At 67.1% G+C, this 20562-nt stretch carries 16 protein-coding genes and 1 tRNA gene; 14 read left to right on the forward strand and 3 right to left on the reverse strand.

The window, feature by feature from the left end:
- Nucleotides 1-160: 160 nt before the first annotated feature.
- The 5 genes from ACHMXB_RS02415 (at nucleotide 161) to ACHMXB_RS02435 (ending at nucleotide 6418) form a co-directional block, all read left to right on the forward strand.
- Nucleotides 161-1048, forward strand: coding sequence for a TatD family hydrolase (locus tag ACHMXB_RS02415; protein ID WP_395402455.1), 888 nt, complete (start codon nucleotides 161-163; stop codon nucleotides 1046-1048).
- A 271-nt stretch (nucleotides 1049-1319) separates the two neighbouring features.
- Nucleotides 1320-2513, forward strand: coding sequence for a ubiquitin-like domain-containing protein (locus ACHMXB_RS02420; RefSeq protein WP_395402457.1), 1194 nt, complete (start codon nucleotides 1320-1322; stop codon nucleotides 2511-2513).
- A gap of 187 nt (nucleotides 2514-2700) precedes the next feature.
- Nucleotides 2701-3588 carry a 16S rRNA (adenine(1518)-N(6)/adenine(1519)-N(6))-dimethyltransferase RsmA gene (rsmA, locus tag ACHMXB_RS02425; protein ID WP_395402459.1) on the forward strand — a complete coding sequence of 296 codons (888 nt, stop codon included), beginning with the start codon at nucleotides 2701-2703 and terminating at the stop codon, nucleotides 3586-3588.
- Nucleotides 3588-4556: a 4-(cytidine 5'-diphospho)-2-C-methyl-D-erythritol kinase gene (locus tag ACHMXB_RS02430; RefSeq protein ID WP_395402461.1), complete on the forward strand. Its 969-nt coding sequence runs from the start codon at nucleotides 3588-3590 to the stop codon at nucleotides 4554-4556. Before rsmA ends, ACHMXB_RS02430 begins: the two co-directional genes overlap by 1 nt.
- A gap of 35 nt (nucleotides 4557-4591) precedes the next feature.
- Nucleotides 4592-6418 carry an ABC-F family ATP-binding cassette domain-containing protein gene (locus ACHMXB_RS02435; RefSeq protein WP_395402463.1) on the forward strand — a complete coding sequence of 609 codons (1827 nt, stop codon included), beginning with the start codon at nucleotides 4592-4594 and terminating at the stop codon, nucleotides 6416-6418.
- A gap of 162 nt (nucleotides 6419-6580) precedes the next feature.
- Here the strand turns inward: ACHMXB_RS02435 and ACHMXB_RS02440 are convergent, their stop codons facing one another.
- Nucleotides 6581-7180: a TetR/AcrR family transcriptional regulator gene (locus ACHMXB_RS02440; protein ID WP_395405083.1), complete on the reverse strand. Its 600-nt coding sequence runs from the start codon at nucleotides 7178-7180 to the stop codon at nucleotides 6581-6583.
- Nucleotides 7181-7426: 246 nt separating this feature from the next.
- Between ACHMXB_RS02440 and ACHMXB_RS02445 the strand changes: the two genes are divergently transcribed.
- The 9 genes from ACHMXB_RS02445 (at nucleotide 7427) to sufU (ending at nucleotide 19627) form a co-directional block, all read left to right on the forward strand.
- A tRNA-Gln gene (locus tag ACHMXB_RS02445) sits at nucleotides 7427-7498 on the forward strand.
- Nucleotides 7499-7620: 122 nt separating this feature from the next.
- Complete coding sequence (gene glmU, locus ACHMXB_RS02450) at nucleotides 7621-9111, forward strand: bifunctional UDP-N-acetylglucosamine diphosphorylase/glucosamine-1-phosphate N-acetyltransferase GlmU (protein ID WP_395402465.1); 1491 nt, start codon at nucleotides 7621-7623, stop codon at nucleotides 9109-9111.
- 5 nt (nucleotides 9112-9116) lie between these two features.
- Nucleotides 9117-10097, forward strand: a complete 981-nt coding sequence (locus ACHMXB_RS02455) for a ribose-phosphate diphosphokinase (protein ID WP_111904505.1) — start codon at nucleotides 9117-9119, stop codon at nucleotides 10095-10097.
- Nucleotides 10098-10329: 232 nt separating this feature from the next.
- Nucleotides 10330-10938 carry a 50S ribosomal protein L25/general stress protein Ctc gene (locus ACHMXB_RS02460; RefSeq protein WP_395402467.1) on the forward strand — a complete coding sequence of 203 codons (609 nt, stop codon included), beginning with the start codon at nucleotides 10330-10332 and terminating at the stop codon, nucleotides 10936-10938.
- 117 nt (nucleotides 10939-11055) lie between these two features.
- On the forward strand, nucleotides 11056-11640 hold the full coding sequence (gene pth / locus ACHMXB_RS02465) for an aminoacyl-tRNA hydrolase (RefSeq protein ID WP_395402469.1): 585 nt from the start codon (nucleotides 11056-11058) through the stop codon (nucleotides 11638-11640).
- A gap of 174 nt (nucleotides 11641-11814) precedes the next feature.
- The gene (locus ACHMXB_RS02470; protein WP_395402471.1) at nucleotides 11815-14553 is read left to right on the forward strand and encodes a LuxR C-terminal-related transcriptional regulator; all 2739 of its coding nucleotides are present in this window, start codon (nucleotides 11815-11817) and stop codon (nucleotides 14551-14553) included.
- The gene (locus ACHMXB_RS02475; protein ID WP_395402473.1) at nucleotides 14531-17296 is read left to right on the forward strand and encodes a LuxR C-terminal-related transcriptional regulator; all 2766 of its coding nucleotides are present in this window, start codon (nucleotides 14531-14533) and stop codon (nucleotides 17294-17296) included. Before ACHMXB_RS02470 ends, ACHMXB_RS02475 begins: the two co-directional genes overlap by 23 nt.
- Before the next feature lie 513 nt (nucleotides 17297-17809).
- Nucleotides 17810-19135: a SufS family cysteine desulfurase gene (locus ACHMXB_RS02480; RefSeq protein WP_395402475.1), complete on the forward strand. Its 1326-nt coding sequence runs from the start codon at nucleotides 17810-17812 to the stop codon at nucleotides 19133-19135.
- A 42-nt stretch (nucleotides 19136-19177) separates the two neighbouring features.
- Nucleotides 19178-19627: a Fe-S cluster assembly sulfur transfer protein SufU gene (sufU, locus tag ACHMXB_RS02485; protein ID WP_395402477.1), complete on the forward strand. Its 450-nt coding sequence runs from the start codon at nucleotides 19178-19180 to the stop codon at nucleotides 19625-19627.
- 175 nt (nucleotides 19628-19802) lie between these two features.
- Here sufU and ACHMXB_RS02490 read toward each other — a convergent pair whose 3' ends face one another.
- Nucleotides 19803-20024, reverse strand: a complete 222-nt coding sequence (locus tag ACHMXB_RS02490; RefSeq protein ID WP_395402479.1) for an SCO4848 family membrane protein — start codon at nucleotides 20022-20024, stop codon at nucleotides 19803-19805.
- Nucleotides 20025-20028: 4 nt separating this feature from the next.
- A complete protein-coding gene (locus ACHMXB_RS02495) occupies nucleotides 20029-20526 on the reverse strand; it encodes a DUF2505 domain-containing protein (protein WP_395402481.1) in 498 nt (165 codons plus the stop codon).
- Nucleotides 20527-20562: the final 36 nt, after the last annotated feature.

Below are 20562 nucleotides of genomic sequence, written 5' to 3' on the forward strand. Positions count from 1 at the left end.
CAACTGCCGTGGCTAACAGAGAGTTCCCCGTAAATCTCCCGGGAATCCCAAGCGTAGTTCCCGGGTGGTGCCAGGCGGGAGGCGGCAGGGCAGGGCGGTGGGAAGGGCGCAGCCGGGGCCGTGGGACGGACGCAATCGTGGCGGCCGATAGGCTGGAGGAATGCGGCATTCACTGACTCCCCGGCCCTACCGGGCGCCCGGCAGCGACGGTTCCGGCAAGCGCGGGTTCCCGCCGGCACCCGAACCGTTGCCCGTCCCCGTGATGGACAACCACACGCACCTGGACTTCCCGACAGACGATGTCCGGGTGGATATCGCCGCTGCCCTCGATGCAGCCGAAGCGGTGGGTGTCTGTGGCGCCGTGCAGGTGGGCTGCGACCTCGAATCCTCGAGGTTTACCGTGCGCGCGGTCGACCTTGATCCGCGCCTTTTGGGGGCCGTGGCCCTGCACCCGAATGACGCCCCGGGGTATGCGGTCCGCGGTGAGCTTGAGGACGCCCTGGCAGAGATCGAGGAGCTCGCGGGCCACCCCCGGGTTCGTGCCATTGGCGAAACCGGCCTGGACTTCTTTCGCACGGAAGGGGAGGGACTGGCGCATCAGCGTTACTCCTTCCGCCGGCACATCGACATCGCGAAGCGGCTGGACCGGACCCTGCAGATCCATGACCGCGACGCGCACGACGACGTGGTCCAGGTCCTGCGTGAGGAAGGCACCCCGGAGCGGGTGGTTTTCCACTGCTTCTCCGGGGACGCGGAGCTCGCCCGGATCTGCAACGACGAAGGGTGGTTCATGTCCTTCGCAGGGACACTGACCTTCAAGAACGCCACCAACCTCCGGGAGGCGCTCGCCGTGGCGGACCCCGAGCTGGTGCTGGTTGAAACCGATTCGCCGTTCCTCACCCCGCACCCGCACCGTGGCCGCCCGAACGCCAGTTACATGGTGCCGTACACCGTGCGGGCGATGGCGGAATTGACAGAGACGGACCTGGCCGAGCTGTGCGGCCAAGTGAGCGCAAACACAGTGCGGGCGTACGGATCCTGGGACTGATCCGTGACGGGCACCCATCCGGGAATTACATACCTGGTATGCATGAATTTTGGCGGGTTTATAACGCTTCGGTTACAGTGAAAAACTATTAGCCGGGGTCGGGGAAGGCCTCCGGATGATGTAACTCACTTTCGTGACAGGCAGGGCGCCTCCGGATGCCCTGCCATGTGAGTGTGGCGACGCACATGTCTGCGGCGTGCTCCGGCCTGTCCGGAGCCCACCATCCCGGTGACCGCCGCGGGTCCCCCTGTGCGTTTTTCCCCGTGCCCGGATGGCTCAAAAGTTACGGGCAATCGTGGTCAACTTCTTCACGTCAGACGGCAAGTTCAGCTTCATCAAGGTCGGCACGCAACTGGTGGTGCTCTCGGCCCTCGTGCTGGGGCTCGTTGCCTTTGTGGGCAGCAACAAGACAGTCACCCTGAACGTCGACGGAAAAGTAAGCTCCGTCCAGACCTTCGGCGGCACCGTCGAGCAAGTGGTGAAGAGCGCGAATGTGGAGCTGCACCCGGCCGACCGCGTGTCTCCGGCGTTGGACTCCAGTGTTGCGAACGGCTCCGTCATCAACGTGAACATGGCCAAGGCCGTGAAGGTCAGCCTGGACGGCGCAGAGAAGACCGTGAGCACCACCGCCCAGGACGTGGCGGGGCTCGTGACCCAGCTCGGGGTTGCCAGCGCCTCGGAGCTCTCCGTGCCGAAGGACGCGCAGCTGGCCGTGGACGGTTCGTTCGTGGCCATCTCGACGCCGAAGACCGTCAGCATCATCGCCGACGGCAAGGCCAAGAAAACCACCACCACAGCCGCCAGCGTCGGCGAAGTCCTCAAGGATGCCGGAATCCGGCTTGCCGCCGCCGACCGGACGTCGCAGCCGGCACACGCCCCGGTGGTCAACAACATGGTGATCAAGGTGTCCCGCGTTGCCGGCAAGACCACCACCGTCACCGAAAAGGTCGCGTTCCAGACGCTCACCGCGGACAGCGACACCCTCCCCAAGGGCGAGGAGAAGGTCACCCAGGCCGGCGTGCCCGGTGAGACCACCCTCACCTACAAACTCGTCCTTGTCGACGGCCGTGAGGCCTCCCGGACGCTGGTTTCCAGGACCACCACCCGCGAGCCGGTGACCGAAAAGATCACGGTCGGCACCAAGGAAGAGCCCAAGCCCGCTCCCGCCGCGGCCCCCGAGGCCGAAAGCGGGAACACCGGAGCAGCAGCCCCGGCCATGATGAACGTGACCATGTGGGACAAGATCGCGCAGTGTGAATCGGGCGGCAACTGGTCCATCAACAGCGGCAACGGCTACTACGGCGGCCTGCAGTTCGACGTCCAGACCTGGATCGGCGCCGGCGGCGGCGCCTACGCCCCGAACGCCAGCCAGGCTACTAAGGCACAGCAGATTGACATCGCCAACCATGTCTACGCCGAGCGCGGCCTTCAGCCGTGGGGCTGCGGCTGGGCAGCCAGCAGCTAGGCACCGGCGCCAACAACCACTGGCGCAAGCAAACCCTCGCCGCTGCGGCAGCTGACCACGGCCGCGGCGGCCGCCAAGGCCGGGTCCGGAATCTCCGGGCCCGGCCTTCGCCGTCCCCTGATAACGATGACGTCCCCGCCCAACAGCGGGCCCCGCCCAATACGGAACTGCGGGATAGGATACCTAGGTGACTGACCCGATCCCCTCCGCCTCCGGCACTGCACCCGCTCCTCTGTTCGGTGCCTCCGATATTCGCAGGCTGGCCGGGGAGATTGGCGTCCGCCCCACTAAAACACTTGGCCAGAACTTCGTCATCGACGGCAACACCATCCGCAGGATCGTGGCCGCCGCCGGCATCGGACGGGACGAAACGGTCCTCGAAATCGGACCCGGGCTGGGGTCCCTGACGCTGGGGCTCCTGGACGCCGCCAAGGCGGTGGTCGCCGTCGAAATTGACCCGGTCCTGGCCACGAAGCTGCCTGAGACCATCCGGCAATGGCGGCCCGACTCAAGCGGTGACTTCCACCTGGTCCTCGCCGACGCCATGAAGGTGACCGAGCTGCCGGCCGAGCCCACAGCGCTTGTCGCCAACTTGCCATACAACGTCGCGGTGCCGGTGGTGCTCCACCTGCTGCAGCACTTCCCGTCGATCCGCCACGGCCTCGTCATGGTCCAGGACGAGGTGGCTGACCGGCTGGCTGCCGAACCCGGCTCCAAGATCTACGGCGTGCCCTCGGTCAAGGCCGCCTGGTACAGCAGCATGCGCAAGGCCGGCATCATCGGCATGAACGTGTTCTGGCCCGCGCCCAAGATCCAGTCCGGGCTCGTGGCCTTCACCCGGCGCGAGCCCCCGGCCACCACCGCCAGCCGCCAGGAGGTCTTCGCCGTCATCGATGCGGCGTTCGCGCAGCGCCGCAAGACGCTCCGTGCAGCCCTGGCCGGGTGGGCCGGCAGCGCCGCCGAAGCGGAACGCTGCCTGGTTGCGGCCGGGGTCGATCCCACCGCCCGGGGCGAAGTGATCGACATCGCCGCGTTCGCGAGGATCGCCGAAGCCCGCGCGGCTGCGGGCGCCTGATGGCGGTCCAGGGCGTGCGGGGGCGCTTTGCGGCAAGGACCGTCCGGGTCAAGGCTCCGGGCAAAGTAAACGTCTCGCTGGATGTCGGGCCGCTGCGGCCGGATGGCTACCACTCCGTGGCCAGCGTCTACCTCGCAGTGTCGCTGTACGAGGAAGTCGCGGCCACCAGCACAGCATCCGACGGCATCACGGTCAGCATCAGCCCGGACAGCACGCTGGATCTCGACGGTGTGGACATCCCGCTCGACGAGCGGAACCTCGCCTACAAGGCAGCTGCCATCATGGCCGATGTCTCGGAACACTCCACCGGGGTCCATCTTGAAATCACCAAACGAGTGCCCGTGGCAGGCGGCATGGGCGGCGGTTCCGCGGATGCTGCCGCCACGCTCCTGGCCTGCGACGCGCTGTGGAATAGCGGCCTGTCCCGGGACGAACTCGCCCACCTGGCCGCCGAGCTCGGCGCGGACGTTCCCTTCGCCCTGCTGGGTGGCACGGCCGTAGGGCTGGGCGTGGGCGATGAACTGTCTCCCGCGCTCGCCAAGGCGCAGATGGACTGGGTCCTTGTCACCGCAGAGTTCGGGCTGTCCACTCCGGAAGTATTCCGGACGCTGGACCGGCTCCGCGATGCCGAGGGCGTGGACGGCGACGAGCCCACGGCTGTGGACCCCAAGATCCTGCAGGCCCTGCGCAGCGGCGACGCCGATGCCCTGAGCCGGGTGCTGGTCAACGACCTCCAGCGCGCGTCCATCGAACTCGCCCCCGGGCTCCGGGACACACTGGGACTGGGCGAGTCCTGCGGAGCCATTGCCGGGATCGTTTCCGGCTCCGGGCCCACTGTGGCCCTGCTGGCGCACAATCCCGAAGCGGCGGAGAACCTCGCCGGGGAGCTGCAGCACAAGGGACTCAACGCACTGGCCGTCCACGGCCCCGTGCCCGGCGCGCGCATCATCTCCGATACGCTCCTTTAATACGTTCCAACCAACACACCAGAAAGCAGTTCCCCGTGGCACACCTGCTCGGCGGCGAGAACCTCACAGTTTCGTACGCAACCCGCACCGTTCTTGACGGCATCACCCTTGGACTCGAAGAGGGTGACCGGATCGGGATGGTCGGCAGGAACGGCGACGGCAAGTCAACGCTGATGCGGCTGCTGGCGCTGCGGTCCACCCCCGATTCCGGCCGGGTCACCAAGCGCGGGGACGTCAACATCGGCTACCTGGACCAGAGCGACGTCCTCGACGCAGACCTGACAGTGGGCGCCGCGATCGTCGGCGACCAGGCGGACTACGAATGGGCCCGCAATCCGCAGATCCGCGAGATCATGGGCGGACTGGTGTCCGACGTCGACTGGCACGCCAATGTGCATGCTTTGTCCGGCGGCCAGAAACGGCGCGTGGCCCTAGCAAAGCTGCTGATCGAAGACCACGACGTGATCATGCTCGATGAGCCCACTAACCACCTCGACGTCGAAGGCGTCGCCTGGCTGTCCCGCCACCTGAAGACCCGCTGGCGGGCCAATCAGGGCGCGTTCCTGGTGGTCACCCACGACCGCTGGTTCCTCGACGAAGTCTGCAACAAGACCTGGGAAATCCACGACGGCATCATGGACCCCTTCGAAGGCGGATACGCAGCGTACGTCCTGGCCCGTGCCGAGCGTGACCGCGCCGCGTCGGTGATGGAAGGCAAGCGCCAGCAGCTCGTCAAGAAGGAACTTGCCTGGCTGCGCCGCGGCGCCCCCGCCCGCACGGCAAAGCCCAAGTTCCGCATCGAGGCAGCCAATGCCCTGATCGCCGACGTTCCGGCGCCGCGCGACTCGATGGCGCTGAGCAAGATGGCCACGGCGCGCCAGGGCAAGGATGTGCTCGACCTCGAGCACGTTTCACTGGACTTCCTGGGTGGCGAGGCCGGGCAGAAGCTTTTCGACAACATCACCCTTCGTCTCGCACCGGGGGAGCGGCTGGGGCTGGTCGGCGTCAACGGCGCCGGCAAGACCACGCTCCTGAAGCTCCTCAACGGCGAAATCCAGCCCACCTCCGGCAAGGTCAAGCGCGGCAAGACGGTTGTCACCGCCGTACTGACCCAGGAGGTCAAGGAGCTCGACGACGTCAAGGACCTGCGCGTCATCGAAGTGATCGAACGCGAAAAGCGGTCCTTCAACGTTGGCGGCAAGGAATTCAGCGCCGGTCAGCTCGTGGAACAGCTTGGCTTCACCAACGAGAAGCAGTGGACCCCGGTCAGGGACCTCTCTGGTGGCGAACGCCGCCGGCTCCAGCTGCTGCGCCTCCTGGTGGGCGAGCCCAACGTGCTTATGCTCGACGAACCCACCAACGACCTCGACACGGACACCCTGGCCGCTGTCGAAGACGTCCTGGACGGCTGGCCGGGGACCCTCGTTGTGGTGAGCCACGACCGCTACCTGCTGGAGCGCGTCACGGACCACCAGATGGCGTTGCTGGGCGACGGCAAGATCCGCGCCCTGCCCCGCGGCGTGGACCAGTACCTCGAACTGCGCGAAGGTGCCCTGGCCGGCTCCACCATTACCGGCGGCGGCAACCCCGTGACGTCCGCCAGCTCCGCCCCGGCCGCCGCCACCTCCGGCGCATCCGAAGCCGAGAAGCGCGACGCCCGCAAGGCCAAGAACCGGATCGACCGCCAGTTGGGCAAGCTGACGCAGCAGGAAGAGAAGATCCACGCCCAGATGGTCAAGAGCACGGCCGACAACGACTTCGACGCCATGGCTGAGCAGAACAAGAGGCTGAAGGCCCTGGCTGAAGAACGCGAAGCCCTGGAGCTGGAGTGGCTGGAGGCCCTGGAGGTCCTCGGCGAGTAACCGGTTCCCGGAGGTGCGTAACGCACGAGTGGTGCCGGGGTCCTTCGCGTAGGAGCGCATCGCGAGCCATCGGGCCCTCAAGGTCGCTCAGCGACCGTTGGGCCCCTATGGCTCGTGTCTAAGCGACGGCGAAGGGCCACTGCACCGCGGAGGTGAGCAGGACTAAGCCTCGCTGCGGAGTTCCGGGTCCTTTTTCAGTCCGGTCAGACCGTTCCAGGCGAGGTTGACGAGGTGGGCGGCGACTTCCCGTTTGTCGGGCTGGCGGGCGTCCTGCCACCACTGGCCCGTCATCGCCACCATGCCCACGAGCATCTGCGCGTACATGGCGCCGTCGGCTGCGCTGAACCCGCGGCGGGCAAATTCGTCGGACAGGATGTGTTCAACGCGCGCAGTCACGTGGGAGAGCAGCGTGGAGAAGGCGCCTTCCGGCTGGGACGGGGGAGCGTCCCGCATGAGAATGCGGAAGCCGTCGGTTCGTTCCTCGATGTAGGTGAGGAGGGCCAGGGCGGCGCGCTCCACGAGGACCCTCGGCTTGGCTTCCTGTGTGAGGGCGTCATTGATGGCGGCGAGCAGGATCCGGAACTCGTACTCGACGACCTGCGTGTACAGGCCTTCCTTCGAGCCGAAGTGCTCGTAAATCACAGGCTTGGAAACGCCGGCGGCGGCCGCAATCTCCTCGATGGTGGTGCCGTCCAGTCCCCGCACCGCGAAAAGGGCCCGCCCTACTTCAATGAGCTGGGACCGCCGCTGGGGCCCGGTCATCCGCGACCGGGGGATGCGCCCCGCGGCTGCGTCGGGCCTTGCTGGCAGGTTCCCCGGACCGTCAGTTGTCCCTGTGCTGTTGCTCACCGTCCAATCATGCCTTACGTCAAGCGGCGGGCAGGGGTGGCGGCGGGTACCGGCGCGGTGCCCCGGCCGGCTCCGGAGCACTCGAAGCGCCGAGGTCGCACGAGCGTCAACGTTCGTGGCAGAATTGGTTCTCGTGCCCGGGCTTAGCGCCGGGCACGGTCCGCTCTGGTGTAATGGCAGCACCCCGGCCTTTGGAGCCGTGGAGTATAGGTTCGAATCCTATGGGCGGAACAGCTGCATCAGAGGTGTCCAGTAGGATGAACCCTGTTGCCGGTTCCGGGCACAGGCCTGGACACCGCCGCGCAGGCAGCCGCGGATGCAGTACAGCGCAACCGAGCAAGGAGAGCCCGTACGTGAGCCCCGACAAGTCCGGCCCAGCCGCCGTTATCGTCCTAGCTGCAGGCGCCGGTACCCGGATGAAATCCCGTACCCCCAAGATCCTCCACGAAATCGGTGGCCGCTCCATGGTGGGCCACGCCCTGCTCGCCGCCCGCAGCATCAGCCCCGAACGCTTGGCCCTCGTGGTCCGGCACGAGCGCGACCGCGTCGCCGCCCACCTCACCGAACTCGATCCTGACGCCCTGATCGTGGACCAGGACGAGGTTCCCGGCACCGGACGTGCCGTCGAAGTTGCCCTCGAAGCCCTGGACGCCAAGGAGCCTGTAGCCGGAACCGTCGTAGTCACCTACGGCGACGTCCCGCTGCTCACCGGTGACATGCTCGCCGAACTCGTGTCCACCCACCAGCGCGAGGGCAACGCAATCACCGTGCTCACCGCGATCCTGGACGACGCCACCGGCTACGGCCGCATTCTCCGCGGCGAAGACGGCACCGTCACCGGCATCCGCGAGCACAAGGACGCCACCGACGCGGAACGTGCGATCCGCGAGATCAACTCCGGCATCTACGCCTTTGACGCCGCTGTCCTCCGGGACGCCCTCGGCCACGTCACCACCGACAACTCACAGGGCGAAAAGTACCTGACCGATGTCCTCGGGCTGGCCCGCGAGGCAGGCGGCCGCGTGGCCGCCGTCGTCACCGCCGACCGCTGGCAGGTGGAGGGCGCCAACGACCGCGTCCAGCTCGCCGCCCTCGGCGCGGAGCACAACCGCCGGATCGTGGAAGCCTGGATGCGCGCCGGTGTCACCGTCGTTGACCCCGCCACCACCTGGATTGACTCCACGGTGACCCTGGCGGAGGACGTCCGGATCCTGCCCAACACACAGCTGCACGGCGCCACCACGGTGGCGCGGGACGCCGTCGTCGGCCCCGACTCCACGCTGACGGATGTCAGCATCGGCGAAGGCGCCAAGGTGACCCGGACCCACGGATCCGGCGCCGAAATCGGCGCGGGGGCCAGCGTTGGCCCCTTCACCTACCTGCGCCCCGGAACCGTCCTGGGCGAGACAGGCAAGATCGGCGCCTTCTACGAAACCAAGAACGTCACGATCGGCCGCGGCTCCAAGCTGTCCCACCTGGGCTACGCCGGGGACGCCGAGATCGGCGAGGACACCAACATCGGCTGCGGCAACATCACCGCGAACTACGACGGCGAGAAGAAGCACCGCACGGTGATCGGCTCGGGCGTGCGCACCGGCTCCAACACAGTATTCGTCGCTCCGGTCACGGTGGGGGACGGTGCCTACAGTGGTGCCGGAGCCGTGATCCGCAAGGACGTGCCTGCCGGCGCCCTGGCGCTGTCCATGGCAGCACAGCGCAACGCCGAGGGCTGGGTCGCGGCCAACCGCCCCGGCTCGCTCTCCGCGGAACTGGCAGAAGCCGCCGCGGCCCGTGAAGGCCGCAATGAGACCTCAAATTCCCCCGCATCTACAGAAGAGGGCTAGCAACCATGACCGAAATTACGGCTCACGGCGAGAAGAAACTGGTGCTCGCCGCAGGGCGTGCGCACCCGGAGCTTGCCCGGGAGATCGCCAAGGAGCTGGGCACGGAACTGCTGCCTGTGGACGCTTACGACTTCGCCAACGGCGAGATCTACGTCCGCGCCGGGGAAAGCGTCCGCGGAACCGATGCCTTCGTCATCCAGGCACACCCCGCGCCGCTGAACAACTGGCTCATGGAACAGCTGATCATGATTGATTCGCTGAAGCGTGCCTCCGCCAAGCGGATCACCGTTGTTTCACCGTTTTACCCGTATTCGCGCCAGGACAAGAAGGGCCGTGGCCGCGAGCCGATCTCCGCCCGCCTCGTGGCCGACATGTACAAGACGGCCGGCGCCGACCGGATCATGAGTGTGGACCTGCACACCTCGCAGATCCAAGGCTTCTTCGACGGCCCGGTGGACCACCTCATGGCCATCCCGCTGCTGGCGGACTACATCCGCACCCGCGTCAGCGCCGACAACATCACCGTGGTCTCGCCGGACACCGGCCGCGTGCGCGTGGCCGAACAGTGGGCAGAGCGCCTCGGTGGTGCTCCGCTGGCATTCGTCCACAAGAGCCGCGACCTGACCGTGCCTAACCAGGCCGTGTCCAAGACCGTGGTGGGCCAGATCGAGGGCCGCACCTGCGTGCTGATCGACGACATGATCGACACCGGCGGAACCATCTCCGGCGCCGTGCAGGTGCTCAAGAACGCCGGCGCCAAGGACGTCATCATCGCGGCCACGCACGCGGTGTTCTCCGAACCCGCCGCCCGGCGCCTCTCCGAGTCCGGTGCCCGCGAAGTGGTGGTCACCAACACGCTGCCCATCCCCGCCGACAAGCGCTTCCCCGAACTCACCGTCCTGTCGATCGCGCCGCTTATCGCCCGGGCCATCCGGGAAGTATTCGACGACGGTTCGGTCACCAGCCTGTTCGACGGCAACGCCTAATTCGGTGCCCGGCTCGTTTTCAGTAAACGGGCCGGGCGCTGGTAAGCTTTTTCCCGATACCTTGGCGAGGGAGAGCACCGACAATCCGCATGCGCGGAGCGCCGGTCTGCTGGTCTCCGTTATCGACTGGGTCTGAATCACCCTTCTGGTGGGCCGCCTTCGGGCCGCCGGCGTTGAAGGTCACTCCAGACCTCCGCCCTTGCTGAACCAATAAAACCACCAGGAGATTCATATGTCTGAGCAGAAGCTCGCAGCAGAAGCACGCACCGAATTCGGCAAGGGCTTCGCTCGCCGCGCCCGCATGGCCGGTCAGATCCCCGCAGTGATCTACGGCCACGGTGCAGAGCCCATCCACATCACTCTCCCGGCCAAGGCCACCACCCTGGCCGTGCGTACCGCGAACGCCCTGCTGTCCCTCGACCTCAACGGCGAAGGCCACCTGGCCCTGGTCAAGGACATCCAGCGCGACCCGATCAAGCAGATCATCGAGCACATCGACCTCCTGACCGTCCGCCAGGGCGAGAAGGTCACCGTTGACGTCGCCGTGCACGTTGTGGGCGAAACCGCTCCGGGCACTGTGCACAACCTGGAACTCACCGTCGTTTCCCTCGAGGCCGAGGCAACCCACCTGCCCGAGTCCGTCGAGGTCAACATCGAAGGCCGCGCGGCCGGCGAGCACATCCACGCCTCCGACCTCGTGCTGCCCAAGGGTTCCGTCCTGCTGACCGACGCCGAGGCCCTGGTGGTCAACATCTCCGAGGCCGCAGCAACGGCCGAAGAGGGCGAAGCCGAGGAAGCCGCCGCAGAAGCTGCTCCGGCCGCAGAAGCTGCTGCCGAGTAATTCGGGCACAACCTTCCCGCGCCACAGGGCGCGGACCGGTGGCCGGGTCCCCTTCGGGCCCGGCCACTGCCGTCCCTGCCCCGCTTGTGTGCAAAACCCCCGCCTTAGGATTGATTCATGACTGACACCTGGCTGATCGTAGGCCTTGGCAACCCCGGACCCGAGTACAGCGGCAACCGGCACAACGTCGGCCAGATGGTGCTGGACGGGCTGGCCGGACGCATTGGCGGGAAGTTCAAGGCGCACAAGGCCAGGGCCCTCGTCCTGGAAGGCCGGCTGGGGATCGGCGGTCCCCGGGTGGTGCTGGCGAAGCCGGGCACATACATGAACGTCTCCGGCGGCCCGGTGTCCGCGCTCGCCCGGTTTTACGACGTCGACCCGTCCAGCGTGGTGGCCGTCCATGACGAGATCGACATCCCCTTCAATACTGTAAAGCTGAAGATCGGCGGCGGTGAGGGAGGGCACAACGGTCTCCGCGACATCTCCAAGGCCCTCGCCACCAAGGACTACCTGCGCGTCCGGGTGGGAGTCGGCCGGCCGCCTGGCCGGATGGACACCGCAGACTATGTGCTCCGGGATTTCGGCACCGCGGAAAAGAAGGAACTGCCCTTCCTGCTCGATGACGCCGCCGACGCCGTAGAGCTCCTGATCAGGGAGGGCCTGACGGCCGCACAGCAGCAGTTCCACACCGCCAAGGTCTAGCGCCCTCCGCCTCGGTTTTTCCTCCGCACCACACGAACCCTCAAGGTCGCATCAAGGTCTGCGAAATGTGAACGCAGTGCCCTGTATCCCCGCAAAGTAACGGGGTAGTCTACTTTCTAAGCGGGGGAGGCGATGGAGCCTTTATCCTGCCGGGCGGGATGTAAGGAAAAGTTCATGTCAATTGAGCCACTGAGCTGGGGACGTGGGTCTACGGCGGGCGTGCTTGCCGGACCGGCGGGCGTCGCGGGCGGGACGGACCTCCAACGATGGTCGGTTCCGGCGCGCAGCGCAGACCTTGAAGCCATCCGCACTGCCCTGACAGATCCCGAGTCCTTGGGCGTTGTAATCACTGGTGCCCGCGGTGTGGGGAAGTCCTCGCTCGCGCGCACCGCCGTGGCCGAGCTGGGTCCCGACGTCTGGGCGCTTCAGCTGCGCAGCCCCCTGACCGGCTCGCAAACCTCGTACGGCTGCCTCGCCTTCCTCATGGCCAGGCTTCCGCAGTCGGCGCTGGCTTCCCCGACCGCGATCCTTCAGGGCATCACCTCCCTGATCCGGTCCGACGCCGCCGGGCGGGATTGCGTCATCACACTGGACACAACGGGCCAGATCGATGACATGAGTGCCGGCGTCATCCTGAATATCATGCTGACGCACACCGCCCGCGTCATTGCCATCGCCCCCAGCACCAGTGACCTTCCGGCGGACTTCCACTGGTTGCTTACCGACCGGCGGCTGACTGAAGTCCGGCTGGACAACCTCAACGAACTGCAGACCAGGCAGGTGCTGCTTACGCTGCTGGGCCACCGGGTCTCGGCCTCGCTTGTGAGCACCTACCACGCCATCGTGGGCGGCAATCCGCTCCTGCTCAAGGCGCTGGTCACCGAGCAGCGGCAGTCGGGAAATCTAGTCCTGTCGGATTCCGTCTGGACCCTGCGGGACAGGGTGGTGCTCGACGGCGCCACCGGGCTGGATGACATCGTCCGGTCCCGCTGGTCCCGGGAAGAACCGGAAACCCGCGAGGTCATCGAGATGCTTGCCTGTGCGCGGCGTGTCCCTCTGGCAAGGCTGACCGAAGTTTACGGCACCGCCACCGTGGCGGACATGGAGGACGCAGGGCTGCTTACGGTCGGAGATACTGGGGACCGCTGGGTCTCCCTGCGTGAGCAGTATCTTGGGGACGTGGTGCGCTCGTGGCTGAGCATCTCCCGCCGTCGTGAACTCCGGACCCTGTTGCTCGGCAGCCACGAGCCTGAGTTGTCCGCGCTGAGCATGGAGGAGCGGATAGAGTTCGCCGCCTGGACCAGGGAATGCCAGGCCGAACTCAGCCCTGCCATGGCGGTGGCGGCGGCGGAGGCGGCCGTGCAGCTCTTTGACCCGCGGTTCGCGATCTCCTGCGTTGAAGGCATCAAGAAGACCGACTCCGTCTGGGTTGAAGCTCAGCTGTACAAGGCAACCGCCTACCTGCTGCTTGACCTGCCGCTGCAGGCCATGGCCGCGTTGGAGGACATTTCCCGGGTACAGCTGGACGCGCTCGACGAGCAGGCCTTTGCCCGCGTAGTGGCAGCCAAGATCCGGGTCATGGTCTGGCTGCCGGAGCTGTGCGGCAAGGTGCCGGACGAGCTGGCGGCTGCCCGCAAGCGGCTGAACGTTGCCACTGGTGTGGCGCCGAGCTGGCCCGATCCGCTGGGCACGGCAGCGAACGTCATCACGCTCGCCGAATTCGAATACAAATCGTTCATCGGCGACTACGCCTCCATGATTGGGGAGCTGGAGGAGGCTACCGACTCCGCGGTTAACAAGGACCCGGGCCTGAGGATCCAGGCGGCGTTGATCCTGATGCAAGCCTTGTCGGCGGTCGGCCGGGAAATGGACGCCCTCCAGCTGATGCGGCGGGTGGGAGGACAGCTCTCGGACGCAGAGCCGCTGACCGGACTGCGGGAGCGGTTCGCGATGACGGCGTTCAACGTGCTGCTGCAGGCCGGCCAGTGGAAGCGGTGCCTGGAACTCGTTGGCCCGCCCAAGGGGCAGGAGGAGCGCCGGCTGGCCTACCGGACTTCTGCCACGGAACTGGCCGCCGGCATCGCCTACGTTTTCTCCGGCCGTGGCGCGGTGGCCCTGGATTCGCTGCTGTCCGCCGTCGCCCAGCTGGAGCTCCGCCCCGTGTTGAACATGCTGCAGGCCGCCTACGCCGCCACGGCCTTCGCGTACGCCCAGATCGGCAACGCCGGGCAGGCGCACAAGTACCTCGACAAGCTCCGCGGGGTGCGCGGGCACTGCAACTTCGGCACGCTGTTCGTCACCGAGTTCTGCGCGGACATGGCCGGACGTTGGCTGGGGGACACCGAGGCCGTGAAGCGCCTGCTTGAGGCAGCACACCGCGATATCGATGCCGGCCGGTACACGCTGGCGGGCATCAGCCTGCTCGGAGCGACCGTGAACGGGACTGATGAGGACTTCCGCCTGATGGAGGAGGTGGCGGGCCACCGCCAGGGGACCCTCGCCGAGATCTCCCGCCTCATCGCCGTGGGCACCCGCACCAAGGACGCCAAGGTTCTTTTGGAAGGCGCCCACCTGTGCGCGGAGCTGGAACTCGACGCCGTCGAGGCCCGGTGCGTTGCGCTGGCCGTCGACTTTGCCCGCCACTCCGGCGATTCCGCCTCAGCACGTGTTGCCCAGGCCCGTCTGGACACGCTCACTGCCACGGTGCCCAGCCTCCCGATCGTTCCCAGTAGCGGAAGCCCGCTTCTTACCGCGCGCGAACGCCAGATCTCCCGGCTGGCCGGAAGGGGCGTCTCCAACCGGGACATCGCCCTGGAGATGGGCGTATCAGTCCGAACGGTGGAGGGCCACCTCTACCAGGTCTTCACCAAGCTCGGCGTGACATCCAGGGGTGATCTGCCTGGCCTCGTTTAACAGCTCTTCAGCACCCAGCGCTTCGTCCAACTCTTCGTCGCACGGCGTCGCGTCCAATGGCCGCGGCGCCAAACCGGAATCCGAACTCCGGCAGCTGACCGGCCGCCGTGAGGCGATAGAGCACGTCTGCACCGTCATCCGCAGCCGGGCCAGCCAGGCGGTCTACCTGATGGCGGGCCCCGGCGTCGGAAAAACATCCGTGACTGACGCGGTGCGGGAGAAATTGGCGGCGGAGATGACCGTGCTCCGCATCCACGGCAGCTCTTCGCTGGCGAAGGTCCCCTACGGTGTGCTGGCACCCTACACCTCCGGCCTCGCCCCCGAGGAGGCCGACTCCCCGGTGGCGGTGCTGCGGGCCGTCTGGGCCCACTTCCAGGAGCTTAAGGGCATCAGCGACCTCAACGGCGGCACGGACGCCCCCGTGCTCCTGGTGGTGGATGACGCCCACCACCTCGATGAGGCCACGGCCAGCATGGTGGTGGACATGACCTCGGCCGGCTGGGCGACCGTGCTGGCCGCCGGGCGGCCGCGGCCGGGGCTGCCCCAGGCCCTGAACCAGCTCTGGTATGACGGCCTCGCCGAACGCATCGATCTCCGGCCGCTCAGCGGCGAGCAGGTCAGGGAAGTAGTGGAACACACCCTCCAGGGGACGGTTCCCGTCAGTACCGTCCAGTCGCTATGGTCTGCTTCGGGCGGCAACCCGCTGCTCCTCGACTGCCTGCTGGGGGACGCAACAGCCGCCGGAACGCTTGTCCAGCGGAACGGGATCTGGGTGCTGCTCGGACCGTTGCCGGCCGACGGACCCAGGCTTTCGGATCTCGTGGTGAAGGATCTCCTCCGCAGGACGCCCGAGGAGCAGGATGCGCTCAAGGTGATCGCCTTGGCCGAACCGGTGCCCAGGGGCCTGATCGAGGACGTCTGCGGTGCCGGCGTCGTGCGTTCCCTGCTGGACAACCAGGTAGTGAGCGAATCCGCCGCGATGCATACCGAGCTGCGGCTCACCCATGCCATCCTGGGCCAATCAATGCGGCGCCAGGTGTCCGTCTCGCGGAGCCTGCAGTTGCGGCAGAAGCTTGATGCCTATCTGGATCCCGCCGCCGCAAGTGCGGAAGGCAAGCTGCGGCTGGTCGAATGGTCGCTGGAATGCGGCATGGAGGTGCCCGACCGGGACCTGCTGGACGCGGGGCTGCTGGCCGCGACGACGTTCAACAATGCCGGCGCCCGGCTCATGGCCGGTCATGTGCAGGCACCCGAGCTGCAGGCCCGTGCGCTCTCAATCACCGCGCGGGCCAACTTCAATGAAGGCAAGTACCGCGAGGCTGCCGAACTCCTTGACGGCTGCTGGCTCGATCTGGCGGGGGATCCGGAAGCGCCGCAGGTCCTCATGCTCAGGGCGTCATCCCATATGGCGCTGGGCAAGTCCGTGCCGTCGCTCAGGGCTGAATCACGCCACCAGCTGGAGGCGGCCGGGATCGCCCCGGATGATGCCTGGCAGGACAGGATCCACGGGCTGCTGGAGATGGCGGCCGCCGGGGATCACGAAGGCATTAGCGCTGTCATCACGGCTCTGGGGACCACGAATCCGGATACGGCGTCGGGCGTCGAGGCGACACAGCACGCCGTGGCGCAGGCACTTCTTGCCCAGACGCTGGTCGCCGCCGGCAGGTCACACCAGGCCCACGCCGCCGCGGCGGCCGCCGGCCCTTTCCTGCCCGCACTCAGCGGCGGGCTGTATTTCTTCAACGAGTTTGTCCTGACCCGGCTGGCGATCAGCACCCTCGCTGCCGGCAACTGGGAGTCGGCCGAACATGAGCTGTCCGGTTATCCGGCGGAGCGCACGGAGGGTGCTTCGACCTTCGGCGGCGGGATCCAGGCACTGCGCGGCCTGGGACTGCTGCGGCAGGGGCAGCTCGAGCGCGCCTACCAGGTCCTCCTTCCTGCCGTTGAGGCGCTTCGGGTCAATGACCCGCTGCAGGAGTTCAGGTTCGGTTCGTCGCTTGCCTTCTACGCCGCGGCTCGCCTGGGCGATGCCGCCCAGGCGAAGCGGCTCGAACAGGACTTCATCTCGGCCAGACACGCCAGCGGACCCGGCTGCGACGCCGTCGCGGAGGCTTACGCGGCCGCCGCGGCTGAACATCTCGACCGGAAGGGCAGCGGCCTGGACCGGCTCCGTGAGCTCGCGGCGTCCGAGTCCGTTAAGGACCATCCCGGAACCAGGATGGAGTGCCTGATTCTTTGCTCGGATCTTGGCGAGCGGTCGCTGGCGGAGGAGCTCGCCGCGCTCGCCGCCACCGTCGAGGGCCGGTGGGCAGCCGGCTGGCGGCAGCTGGCCCAGGCCTGGGCGTCGGAGGACGCCGACGTGCTCACGGACACAGCCGCCGCCTTGGAGGAAGCGGGCCTGCTGAACCTGGCGCGCGAGGCGTACGCCCGTGCCGGCGCGCTGCTGGATGCCGCGGGGGAGCGGCGCCGCGCCCGGCAGGCAATCGCGCACCGGGAGAAATGCGACCAGGAGCTCGGCGAGCGGTTCCGGGAGAGCCCGTTTGTCGCCTCCGTCCCCAGCGTCCACCTGACCCGCCGCGAGCGGGACATCGTGGAGCTGGCGGTGCAGGGCCTCTCCGACCGCGAGATCGCCCAGCACCTGATGGTGTCCGTGCGGACCGTCGAGGGGCACCTGTACCGCAGCTACGTCAAGCTCGGCGTCCGCCGGCGCGACGAGCTCGCGCTCGCCCTGCCGAAGAAGTAGCGCTTCCCTAGCTGATTTTTTCTGGCCCCCTGAGGGCAGATTCCGCGCGCTTGCGCGCCGGACATCGCTACCTGCGGGAACCAGTAGTTGAGTACTCAGAAAAACGAGTACCTGATACTGGTGCCGCGGGCGCCAGTACGCGATTAACTAATAGTGGCAGCGGAAGCCGGGCTGATCTCCCCTCCGAAGCTGCCACCAGATTTTCCAGGTCTCGCACCAGATTTCCGGCCCCAGGGTCCGGGTGAAGCGGGGCCGGCGACGTCAGAGCCTTCTGAGACCGAGGCTCTCCCCCCAGCCGTCGCCGGTCCTTTCAAGTAGTAAGTCCAGAACAAGCAAATATCAGACGGTATGAAAAGGGCGGCCCGCAGCGACGGGGGCCGCCCTTAGCCTGTGCCCCGGGTCATGGCACGCCCGCTCCGCTCCTGCCATGCCGGGCCCATGCTGCTGAGAGCGCTACGGCCAGAGGTGCTGTGGGACAATTGAGAGGTACCTCAAGGCACCCAAGGAGTTCCATTGGCCGTAGTATCAACGCCAACCACGCTGACGCGTGCCCTTTCCGCGATGGACAATGCCGAGGTCTTGCGGATCCGCAACGACTTTCCTGTGCTGAGCCAGACGGTCAACGGCCGCCCGCTTATCTACTTGGATTCCGGCGCCACGTCGCAGAATCCGCTGAGCGTGATCGAGGCCGAGCAGGAATTCTATGAGCAGCGGAACGCTGCCGTGCACCGCGGGGCCCACCACCTTGCCGTGGAGGCCACCGAGGTGTTCGAGGACGCCCGGCAGACCGTGGCCGACTTTGTCGGTGCGGCCTATGAGGAGATCGTCTGGACCTCCAACGCCACCGAGGGCCTGAACGTCATCAGCTATGCGCTGTCGAACGCCTCGCTGTGGGCAGCCCAGGGACGCGGCGACTCCCGGCTGCGGGACCTGGCCCTGGGGCCCGGCGATGAAATCGTGGTCACCGAAATGGAGCACCACGCAAACCTGATTCCCTGGCAGGAACTGGCTTACCGGACAGGTGCCACGCTGCGTCACATCCCGCTGGACGACGCCGGGGTGCTGCGGATGGATGAGGCGGCGGAAATCGTGGGCGAGCGAACCAAACTGCTGGCGTTCACCCACGCCTCGAACGTGCTGGGCACCATCAACCCGGTCAGCGACCTTGTGGCCCTTGCCCGGCAGGCAGGCGCCCTGGTGGTGCTGGATGCGTGCCAGTCGGCACCGCACCTTGCCCTGGACGTCAAGCAGCTGGATGTCGATTTCGCCGTTTTTTCCGGCCACAAGATGCTGGGGCCAACGGGCGTCGGGGTGCTTTACGGCAAGCAGGAGCTCCTGGACGTCCTCCCACCGGTCCTGACCGGTGGGTCCATGATCACCACCGTGACCATGGAGCGTGCGGAGTACCTCCCCGCGCCGCAGCGGTTCGAAGCCGGCACCCAGAAAATTTCGCAGGCGGTGGCCCTTGCCGCCGCGGTCAACTACCTGACCGAAACCGGCATTGACCGGGTGCACCGCTGGGAGTCCGAGCTCGGCCAGCGGATGGTGGCGGGCCTGGAAGCCATCGACGGCGTCCGCGTGCTGGGTCCGGCCGCCGGCCAGGACCGCATCGGCCTGGCAGCCTTTGACGTTGCCGGTGTCCACGCACACGACGTCGGCCAGTTCCTTGACGCGCGGGGCATCGCGGTCCGCGTGGGCCACCACTGCGCCCAGCCGCTGCACCGGCGCCTGGGCCTGACGGCCACCACCCGGGCCAGCGCCTACTTGTACAACACCACCGACGACGTGGACGAATTCCTGGACGCAGTGTCCGGAGTCCGCGCCTACTTCCGGGCCTAGCCCCAAAGACTAGCCCCGATCCCCGACGACAGGTACCTGAGCATGAGCCTCGACCAGCTTTACCAGCAGATCATCCTGGACCACTCCAAGGCCCGGCACGGCAGCGGATTGGCCGCCACGGCTGCCCCGGACGGCGCGTCCACCGGCCAGTCACACCAGCTCAATCCCGTGTGCGGCGACGAGGTCACCCTGCGCGTCGCCGTGGACCACGGCACGGTGACCCAACTGTCGTGGGACGGGGCCGGCTGCTCGATCTCCATGGCCTCCGCCTCCGTCCTGAGCGAGATGGCCGAGGGCATGACCGTGGACGAACTCCGCTCCGTGATCGGGAACTTCCGCGACGTCCTGCGGTCCCGGGGAAAGATCCCGGCCGACCCGGAAATCCTGGGCGACGCGGCTGCCTTCGAAGGCGTGGCCCGCTATGCCGCGAGGGTGAAATGCGCCATGATCTCCTGGGTTGCGGCCGAGGACGCCCTGAACCAGGCAGCCTGACCGCGCCTCTTTAGAAGTCCTGACTTAGCCGTCCTGTTGGGGCCGTTCGAAGACATCCGGCATGCCCTCGCCGTCGTCGTCCCTTGTTTGGCTTGTCTCCGCTGGTTGAGCTTGTCGAAACCCGGTTTCGACAAGCTCAACCATGGCCGCAGCCCGTGCCCGTAAGCCCGTGCGGTCAGCTGACGAGCGCCGCGATTCCTATGGCGGCCGTCGCGGCACCCAGCACCATGGACACCGTCACCAGGACCACATGGACGGTGAGGAACTTTGTGGCCTTGCCGGCGGCGTCCCGGGCCCGCGGGTCCTTCATGACGCGGCGGAGGAACTGAGGCCACACCACCAGGGACCAAAGGCCCGAAACGATCAGGACCAGGGCTAGGAAGGCTGGGACGTCCACGAAACTAGTGGCTCTCGAGCCAGGCCTGGGCCTGCTGTGACTGGATGTTCAGTGCTTTGCCCACCATGGGCTCGGCGGCGTCGGCAATCTTCCCGCCCAGGAACGGCACGGAGGACGTGACGTTGCCTTCGAGTTCAATGCGCGTGCTGCCGCCGTCCGCCACGAGACGCTGCACTGCGGCCACGTCGATCGGCGCGCCGGCGATCTTCAGGGTGATAGTGCTCTGGCGCGAACCGTCGGCTGCCGGGGCGTCCCAGTTTTCCACCTGGGTCACCTTCAGGCTTTCGCCGACGAACTTGCGGGCGATTTCGGGCAGGCGCGTCGTGGGGAGGGTGCGCACCGAGGTGGTGCTGAATTCCCCGGCGATGTCGCCCGCTACGGTGAAGGACTCGAGGGTGCCGCCGACGTATTCGCTGGTGTGCCGCTGGAAGTCCTCGTTCGCGAAGACTGCGGTGACGCTGTCGACGCCGTGGGGAAGGGTGGTGGATGCACTCAGTGCCATTGATCCTCCGTCGTTGTGGGGTCAGAACGCTTTTTG

The organism is Arthrobacter sp. UC242_113, assembly GCF_044054585.1.
Lineage (GTDB): Bacteria > Actinomycetota > Actinomycetes > Actinomycetales > Micrococcaceae > Arthrobacter.